Source organism: Nocardia sp. No.11, from assembly GCF_038752175.1.
In the GTDB taxonomy this organism is placed as follows: domain Bacteria; phylum Actinomycetota; class Actinomycetes; order Mycobacteriales; family Mycobacteriaceae; genus Nocardia; species Nocardia canadensis.
In genome coordinates, this window is sequence record NZ_JBCGFB010000182.1 from 441 (window position 1) to 8,401 (window position 7,961).

General features: G+C 71.3%; 10 protein-coding genes. 2 read left to right on the forward strand and 8 right to left on the reverse strand.

All coding sequences use genetic code 11. The features are described from left to right. Positions 1 to 93 precede the first annotated feature (93 nt). Together V8688_RS30060 and V8688_RS30065 are read left to right on the forward strand one after the other, a co-directional pair. Positions 94 to 582: a M23 family metallopeptidase gene (locus V8688_RS30060; protein WP_218716848.1), complete on the forward strand. Its 489-nt coding sequence runs from the start codon at positions 94 to 96 to the stop codon at positions 580 to 582. Positions 583 to 639: 57 nt separating this feature from the next. After that, positions 640 to 1,152: a DUF1990 domain-containing protein gene (locus V8688_RS30065; RefSeq protein ID WP_342802213.1), complete on the forward strand. Its 513-nt coding sequence runs from the start codon at positions 640 to 642 to the stop codon at positions 1,150 to 1,152. A 114-nt stretch (positions 1,153 to 1,266) separates the two neighbouring features. On the opposite strand, the gene V8688_RS30070 is transcribed toward V8688_RS30065, so the two are convergent. The 8 genes from V8688_RS30070 to V8688_RS30105 all read right to left on the reverse strand — a co-directional run. Further along, the gene (locus V8688_RS30070; RefSeq protein ID WP_218716841.1) at positions 1,267 to 1,554 is read right to left on the reverse strand and encodes a DUF202 domain-containing protein; all 288 of its coding nucleotides are present in this window, start codon (positions 1,552 to 1,554) and stop codon (positions 1,267 to 1,269) included. Positions 1,555 to 1,571: 17 nt separating this feature from the next. Continuing rightward, positions 1,572 to 1,937 (reverse strand): DUF202 domain-containing protein, encoded by a 366-nt coding sequence (locus V8688_RS30075; RefSeq protein ID WP_218716840.1) that lies wholly within the window; start codon positions 1,935 to 1,937, stop codon positions 1,572 to 1,574. 265 nt (positions 1,938 to 2,202) lie between these two features. Further along, a complete protein-coding gene (locus tag V8688_RS30080) occupies positions 2,203 to 3,126 on the reverse strand; it encodes a tyrosine recombinase XerC (protein WP_342802214.1) in 924 nt (307 codons plus the stop codon). A gap of 680 nt (positions 3,127 to 3,806) precedes the next feature. Next, positions 3,807 to 4,949, reverse strand: a complete 1,143-nt coding sequence (dprA, locus tag V8688_RS30085; RefSeq protein WP_342802215.1) for a DNA-processing protein DprA — start codon at positions 4,947 to 4,949, stop codon at positions 3,807 to 3,809. A 35-nt stretch (positions 4,950 to 4,984) separates the two neighbouring features. Further along, the gene (locus tag V8688_RS30090; RefSeq protein ID WP_218716838.1) at positions 4,985 to 6,493 is read right to left on the reverse strand and encodes a YifB family Mg chelatase-like AAA ATPase; all 1,509 of its coding nucleotides are present in this window, start codon (positions 6,491 to 6,493) and stop codon (positions 4,985 to 4,987) included. Then, the gene (locus V8688_RS30095) at positions 6,493 to 6,849 is read right to left on the reverse strand and encodes a YraN family protein (protein WP_218716837.1); all 357 of its coding nucleotides are present in this window, start codon (positions 6,847 to 6,849) and stop codon (positions 6,493 to 6,495) included. Before V8688_RS30095 ends, V8688_RS30090 begins: the two co-directional genes overlap by 1 nt. Before the next feature lie 109 nt (positions 6,850 to 6,958). Continuing rightward, positions 6,959 to 7,264, reverse strand: coding sequence for a DUF2469 domain-containing protein (locus V8688_RS30100; protein ID WP_011210678.1), 306 nt, complete (start codon positions 7,262 to 7,264; stop codon positions 6,959 to 6,961). A gap of 46 nt (positions 7,265 to 7,310) precedes the next feature. Next, positions 7,311 to 7,961: ribonuclease HII (locus tag V8688_RS30105; RefSeq protein WP_342802216.1), on the reverse strand; the 651-nt coding region annotated here is incomplete at its 5' end.

Below are 7,961 nucleotides of genomic sequence, written 5' to 3' on the forward strand. Positions count from 1 at the left end.
GCACATCGCTCGCCCCGGGCGAACCTCCGGGCAGGCGCGAGTTTCGGGTTACCGCGACGCGTGCGGGCGGTGGTAGTCGTCTGTGCGGCGGTGATGGTGGCGGGGCCGGCCTGCGGTGGCGCACCGGCCGGCGGGGCCGAGCAGGGGATGTTCGGGTGGCCGCTGCGGCCGCGGCCGACGGTGGAACGGCGGTTCGACAAGCCGGTGCGGAACTGGCTGCCGGGTCATCGCGGGGTCGATCTGGCGGGCAGCGAGGGACAGCCGGTGCTGGCGGCCGGGGACGGCATCGTCGTGTTCGCCGGTGTGGTGGCGGACAAGCCGGTGGTGTCCATCGACCATCCCGGTGGACTGCGCACCACCTACGAACCGGTGCGGGCACACATCGCCGTGGGGAGCCGGGTGAGCAGGGGCACGCCGATCGGGACTCTGGTGGCCGGACACGAGGGGTGTCCGGCCACCGCGTGCCTGCACTGGGGTGCGCGCCGGGAAGCGAGCGAGCACGCGCGGCGCGAGTACATCGACCCGCTGGGTCTGCTGCACGAGGTGCCGGTCCGGTTGAAACCGCTGGCACCCGCGCTGTGACGAACCACTCGGCCGCACCGGGTTCATCGCGCCCGAACGCGGGACGACAATCGGGGTGTGCCAAAGGAATCAGCGCCCTTCACCTACCCCGAGGTGGGTGCCACCCGTGGCACCTTCCCCGCGGGCTACGACCGGTTCGAGCTGCGGCGCCCGATCGGCCACGGCCGCGCACTGTTCGACCGGGCCGCCACCCACATCCTCGCGTTCGGGATCCAGAAGGGCGCCGGTGTCTTCCATCGATCCGATACCGACACCGCGGTGGCGGGAACGGAATTGACGGTGCGCATCGGTCTCGGCCCGGTCGGCATCGTCGCGCCGTGCCGGGTCGTCTACGTGCTGGACGACCCGAACCGCCGCGGCTTCGCCTACGGCACCCTGCCCGGGCATCCCGAGATCGGCGAGGAACTGTTCGCCGTCGAATACGACCCCACCGACGACACGGTGTACGGCCTGGTCACAGCGTTCTCCCGCCCGGGCGCCTGGTACGTGGCGGTCGGCGGACCGGTCGTCCGGCTGATCCAACGCTGGTTCGCCCATCGCTACCTGAAAACCTTGCCTACCAGCGACTGAGCATCACAGCCCGCGCTCGGTGCCGACTTTGTGCCCGCGCTCGGCGCGCGACACGAGGAGATCCACGGCACGGTCGCTCTCGAACGCCCTCGCCCACGAGATCCGTCTCGCTGATCAGTCGATCAGTCCGGTGACCAGCACCCCGGCGACCCCGATGAGCGCCATCATCGCGACAGCGACGGCGGTGGCGGTCACGACATGTCGCCCGGCCTCCACCCGGCCCTGATGGAGCGCGCGACCTCGGAACCATCCGAGAAAGCTCAGCAGCAGGGAGACTGCCGCGGCAACCATCGGCAGCGCGTTCGTCGGCCACCCGTCCGCCGTGACCTCATGGGCGAACAGCAACGCACAACCGGCTGCGCCCAGGGAAGTCCGCCGCCAGGCCAGTGCCGTGCGTTCCATCGCCAAAGTCGAGGGTGTCACGACAGCAGCACCGCCAGGCAGGCGAGTGCGGCGACGACAGCGACTCCGACCGACAGCACGGGGACCAGGACGGTGCCCGGTAGTGGTCGTCCGGTGCGCATCGCGACGTCTATCCGCTGCCAGTGTCGGAACGCTCCCAGCGCTACCGCGAAGGACATCACCAGGCAGCTCACGGCGATGATGCCGCCGAGTCCGGCCAGGCGGAGCGGCTGGACCAGTGTGTGCACGGCGACGCCACCGGCGAGCAGACCGAGCGCCGTGCGTACCCAGGCCAGGAATGTCCGCTCATTGGCGAGGGTGAATCGATAGTCGAGTTCCTCTTCCCCGTCCTCGGATTCACCCCCGACATCGGGCAATGCCATCGCCGACCACCTCCGAACCCCATCTTGCCGTGCTCGCGCCTACCGGCCGGGCAACGCGCCGACCGCTTCACCTTGGCACCGACCGGGCCGATCGCGACGTGGCGAGCTCACCCGTCATCGCGCCAGGTCGTGCAGGCCGGCGAGCGCGCAAGGCCAGGGATCGTCGGCTGGGAAACCGCAGGGCGGACTACCGCACGCCGGGAATCGCCTACTCGCACGGCAGTCGCTCGCCAGTGAGCGTGGGCCTGCGCGACCTCGCCTGCGTTCAGGCGCGGGGATGAGCCTGGTCGTGGACTCGTTTGAGGCGTTCCACGGAGACGTGCGTGTAGAGCTGGGTGGTGGCCATGCTGGCGTGACCGAGGAGTTCCTGGACGACGCGCAGGTCGGCGCCGCCCTCGAGCAGGTGGGTGGCGGCGGTGTGGCGCAGGCCGTGCGGGCCCATGTCCGGAGCACCGGGGATCGCCGAGACGACCTCGTGGACGACGGTGCGGGCCTGGCGCTGGTCCAGGCGGCGGCCGCGCTGACCGAGCAGCAGTGCCCGGCCGGAGTGCTCGTTGGCCAGGGACGGTCGGCCCGCACGGAGCCAGGCGTCGAGTGCGGTGTCGGCGGGGCCGCCGAAGGGCACCGAGCGTTCCTTGTTGCCCTTCCCCAGGACGCGCACGAGAGCACGCTCCCGGTCGATGTCGTCGATGTCGAGGCCGCACAGCTCGCTGACCCGAATGCCGGTGGCGTACAGCATCTCGACGATCAGCCGGTCCCGTAGCGCCATCGGGTCCTGCTGGGCTGCCCCTGATTCCGCCGCGTCCATCGCCTGCACGGCCTGCCTCTGCACCAGGACCGCGGGCAGTGCCCGGTGTGCCTTCGGCGCCCGCAACCGCAGACCCGGGTCGATGGGCAGGCGTCCGGTCTCGGTGAGCCAGGCAGTGAAAGTCCGTGCGGCAGAGGCGCGCCGCGACAGTGTCGTCCGCGCCGCGCCCGACGCCGCCAGCTCGGCCAACCACGACCGCAACAGCGACAGATCCAGTTCCCGCACCGACGAATCCGCCGACCGCGCGTACAGATGTTCCAGCAACGACCGTACGTCCCCGACGTAGGCCCGCACCGTATGCGCCGACCGATTCCGCCCCAACCGCAGATGCCGCCCGAACTCCGTGAGCAGCGCGGTCAGGTCGTCGGGCAACACATCCATTCCCCCACCGTCGCCCGTCCCGCCACCCCACGCAACCCACCACGCCGCGCGACCCAGACCCTCGACCATCCCCGCTCACCGGATACGCACGTGGCGCGGCGCACCGCACGTAGTCTCGCGCTGACTGCCTGCGGTCCGAGTCGCACAGCGGTCTCCTCGCCGGCAGCGCCCCGTATGTCGCCCCGGCACTCCGTACTTCCGCCCCGGCTCATCCGCGGCACCGGCACCGCGCAGCTCAGGCAGCGTGCGGCACGGTCCCCGGTGCGATCACTATGCGCGGCAACAGCCTGGCAATAGGTGAGATTCCCCGCGCCGCGCGGCGTGCGGGTGAGGGAGGCGTGTTTGCGGGGCGGAAGGGGCGTGTTTGCGGGGTGAGCCGTAGGCCGGGAGTTCGGCCTGGTCGGAATCCGGTACGCCGCAGTTTCCGTCGCCGAGGGCCGCACGCGCCGACCAGGGGCGCACCGCATCGACTGCATGGACGTCTGCGGCCGACACGACCGACTACGCGGACGACCGCGACCGTCTGCGGCTGACGCGCGGGGACGCGATCTGCGGACACGGTGATCTCGTCTGGTGCGCGAGAGGACGCGATCCGCGCACCCGGCTCTCACGGTGCCGTTGCGCCGTTACATCGCACCGGCGCACAGGGTCTCGGTTGGCGTGCGCCGGTCGAGGCCCCTTCATCTCGACCCCCGGCCTCGGGTGCGGAACCAGCCGTCGGAATCGCACCCGACCAACTCGGCGAGTTCCAGGCCGACCAGGACAGCGCGGACCGTCGCGATATCGAGGCCGGATTGGTGGGCCAGGTCCACGGGGAGGCGGGAGCCGATGGCGGGGAGGGCCGCGTAGACGTCGGCTTCGGCGCCACGCAGGTGAGCGCCAGGGTCGGGGGTGTCATCGGTGACGGGGAGGCGAAGGGGGCCCGCCTCGTCGATGACGTCCTCGGCGCGGGTGACGAGCAGGGCTTCGCCCTCGCGGATCATGCGGTGGCAGCCGACCGAGGACGCGGACCCGACGGGGCCGGGGACCGCCATCGCGGGGCGGCCGAGACGGCGGGCCCATTTCACGGTGTTGCGGGCGCCGCTGCGCAGGCCGGCTTCGACGACGAGGACGCCGTCACCGAGAGTGGCGATGAGCCGGTTGCGGGCCAGGAATCGATGCTTCTGGGCGGTGGTGCCCGGCGGATATTCGCTCAGGACCAGGCCGGTCTCGGCGATGGCGGACAGCAGGCGGTCGTGCTGGGCGGGGTAGGGCCGGTCGACGCCACAGGCCAGCACGGCCACGGTCGGGCCGCCGACGGCGAGGGCCGCGCGGTGCGCCGCCGCGTCGATGCCGAAGGCCGCGCCCGAGACGATGGTCCAACCGCGCCCGGCCAGGTCGCAGGCGATCTCGCTCGCCACCTGCACCCCGTAGCCGCTGCTGCAGCGCGAACCGACCACGGCGACAGCGCGTTCGGACGCCGTCCGCAGCGAGAGCGGGCCGCGTGCCCACAGCACCAGCGGCACCGCGCCCTCGCGGTCACGCTCGCTGTCGAGCTGGTCGAGGCCCAGCATCCGCCAGCCGGGCCACTCGTCGTCGTCGGGGGTGATGACCCGCCCGCCCAGCCGCTGTACCGCCGCCAGATCGTCGGCCGCCGTGTCGATCTCCCGCCGAGCCGCCGTCGGGCCACGCAATGCCTCGGGCAGTTCGCATTCGCGCACGGCCCGCGCCGCCTCGCACACCCCGACCGAGGCGATCAGCGCCGACAACGGCGCGCACGGACCCTGTACCACCCGCGACAGGTATACCCAGGCGAGTCTGCGCTCGTCGACGTCCAACGCCACCGGTGAATTACCGGCCGCCGCGGCACGCGGCCCACTCACTGGGCGCCTCGCTGCCGGAAGTTCAAGGCCGACAGCACGTCCTGCACGCTCGGGATCTCCCCGCAGCGCAGGTCGCAGATCGTCCACGCGACCCGGATCGCCCGATCCGCGCCTCGGGCCGACATCCGCCCCAGCCGCAAGGCCGTCTCGATGGGTGCGATCGACTCCCGAGGCAACCGGAAGCGCTGCCGCAGAACATGTCCCGGCACTTCGGCATTGGTGGCCCAGCCGTCGGCGCTCCAGCGTTGCAGGGCCAGCCCACGGGCCCGAGCGACCCGCGCGGCGACACCGGCGCTGCTCTCGACCTGCGCGTCACCGAACGTCGCTCCCGCCTGACCGTGCATCTGCACCCAGATATCGATGCGATCCAGCAGCGGCCCGGACAGCTTGCCCAGATAGCGCCGCCGGGCCAGCGGCGCGCAGATGCAGTCGACGTCGCGAGCCGGCGCGCACGGGCAGGGATTGGCCGCGAGCACGAGCTGGAATCGGGCCGGGTAGCGCGCGACACCGTCGCGCCGGGCGATCCGCACCTCGCCTTCCTCGAGCGGAGTGCGCAGTGCCTCCAGCACTTTCGTGCCGATCTCCGCGCATTCGTCGAGGAACAGCACCCCGCGATGTGCCCGGCTCACCGCGCCCGGCCGAGCCATGCCGGAACCACCGCCGATCATGGCGGTGACCGAGGTCGAGTGATGCGGGGCGACGAACGGGGCCAGCGTCATCAGCGGCTGTTCGGCCGACAGCGAACCCGCCATCGAGTGGATCGCGGTGACCTCCAGCGATTCAGCCTCCGACAGGGGTGGCAGCAGACCTGGCAGGCGTTGCGCCAGCATCGTTTTGCCGATCCCGGGCGGCCCGGTCAGCAACAGGTGGTGGCCGCCGGCCGCCGCGACCTCCAATGCCCAGCGGGCCTCGTCCTGACCGACGACATCGCTCAGGTCGCCGCTGGGCGCCTGCGCCCCGGGGACCCTTCCGTCCGGTTCCAGCAGACTGCCTTCACCGCGCAACCAGGCGACCACCGCGCGCAGGCTGACCGCGCCGAGCACCTCGATTCCCTCGACAAGCCCGGCCTCGGCCACCGCCGCCGCGGGCACCACCACCGTCGGCACGCCCGCGGTGCGCGCGGCGATCACCGCGGGCAGCACCCCGCGCACCCGTCGCACCCGGCCGTCGAGGGCCAGCTCGCCCAGCAGCACGGTCTTGGCCAGCCGCTCCCCCGGCACCGCACCGGACGCGTCCAGGACCGACACCGCCAGCGCCAGGTCGTAGACGCTGCCCACCTTCGGCAGCGTGGCCGGGGACAAGGCCAGGATCACCCGGCCGTCGGGCCACTTCTCCCCCGTGTTGGCGACCGCCGCGCGCACCCGATTGCGCGATTCCTGCAGCGCCGTGTCGGGCAGGCCGACCAGGTTCACCGAGGGCAGGCCCTGGCCGATATCGGCCTCGATCTCGACCAGTTGACCGTCGACCCCGGTCACCGCCACCGACAACGCGCGACCGAGCGCCATCAGAAGGCTCCGGCCAGGTGGTCGATGACGGGGCGGTGTCCGCGCGGGACCAGCACCGACACCACGTCGAACCGGATCCGCCGCCACGGGCCCTGCTGCTCGGCCAGCCAGAGCAGCGCGAGCCGACGGATCCGCTGCTGTTTGCTGAAGGTGACCGATTCGGCCGGGGTGCCGAACCCCAGGCCCGACCGCGTCTTGACCTCGACGAACGCCGTGACCGTCGGGTCCTGGACGATCAGATCCAGTTCGCCGTAGCGGCATCGCCAGTTGCGGGCGACGATCTCCATCCCCGACTCACGCAAGAACTGCGCGGCGAGCTTCTCCCCGTATGCGCCGAGCGCCTGTTTGTCTGCCACGGGTCGAGCATGTCGATCGACTCCGTCGCGCCCGGTCCGGTGACCTGGGCGAACAACAACTCTGTGGACAACCGCCGGCCTGTGGACAACCAGGCCGGCGGTGCGCCGCCTACTCCGGCAGGCGCAGGTCCGGCTTCTCCAGTTCTTCGATGTTCACGTCCTTGAACGTGATCACTCGCACGTGCTTGACGAAGCGCGCCGGACGGTACATGTCCCACACCCACGCATCGCTCATCCGCACTTCGAAGTAGACCTCGCCGTCGGCGTTCTGCGGCCGCAATTCGACAGAATTGGCCAGGTAGAAGCGACGTTCGGTCTCCACCACGTACGAGAACTGGCCGACGATGTCCTTGTACTCGCGGTACAGCGACAGTTCCATCTCGGTTTCGTACTTCTCGAGGTCCTCAGCACTCATCGGGTGGGCCGTCCTCCTTCTAGCAGCGCCGCGTTCATAGTGGACATCATCGCGCATGCGCGGCACGAGTAGCCACTCGGCTACCGCCGGGCACCTCGAGTTCGCGCACATTGCGCCAGGACCGGCGATGTTCGGTGCTCGGTCCGAGCTGCCGGAGCGCGGCGGTGTGCTCGGGCGTGTTGTAGCCCTTGTGCGCCGCGAAACCGTACCCGGGCAGCTGCCCGTCGAGCTCGACCATCATCCGGTCCCTGGTCACCTTGGCCAGAATGCTGGCCGCGGCGATGCATGCCGCGGTGGCGTCGCCGCCGATGACCGGCAGCGACGGCGCGGGCAGCCCGGGGACCTTGAAGCCGTCGGTCAGGATGTAGCCGGGCGTGCGGCCCAGCCCCGCGACGGCCCGGCGCATCCCCTCGATATTGGCGACGTGGATCCCGATCGAGTCGATCTCCCATGCCGGCACCACGACGACGCTGTAGGCCAGCGCCAACCGCTGGACGACCGGGAACAGCTCCTCACGGGCCGCCTCCGTGAGTTTCTTGGAGTCGTCGAGGCCCGACAGCTTGTCGTAGGCCTTGGGCGCCAGCAGGCACGCGGCGACCACCAGCGGTCCGGCGCACGGGCCGCGGCCCGCCTCGTCGACACCGGCCACCGGGCCGAGGCCGCCGCGGATGAGCGCCGCCTCGAGCGTGCGCAGGCC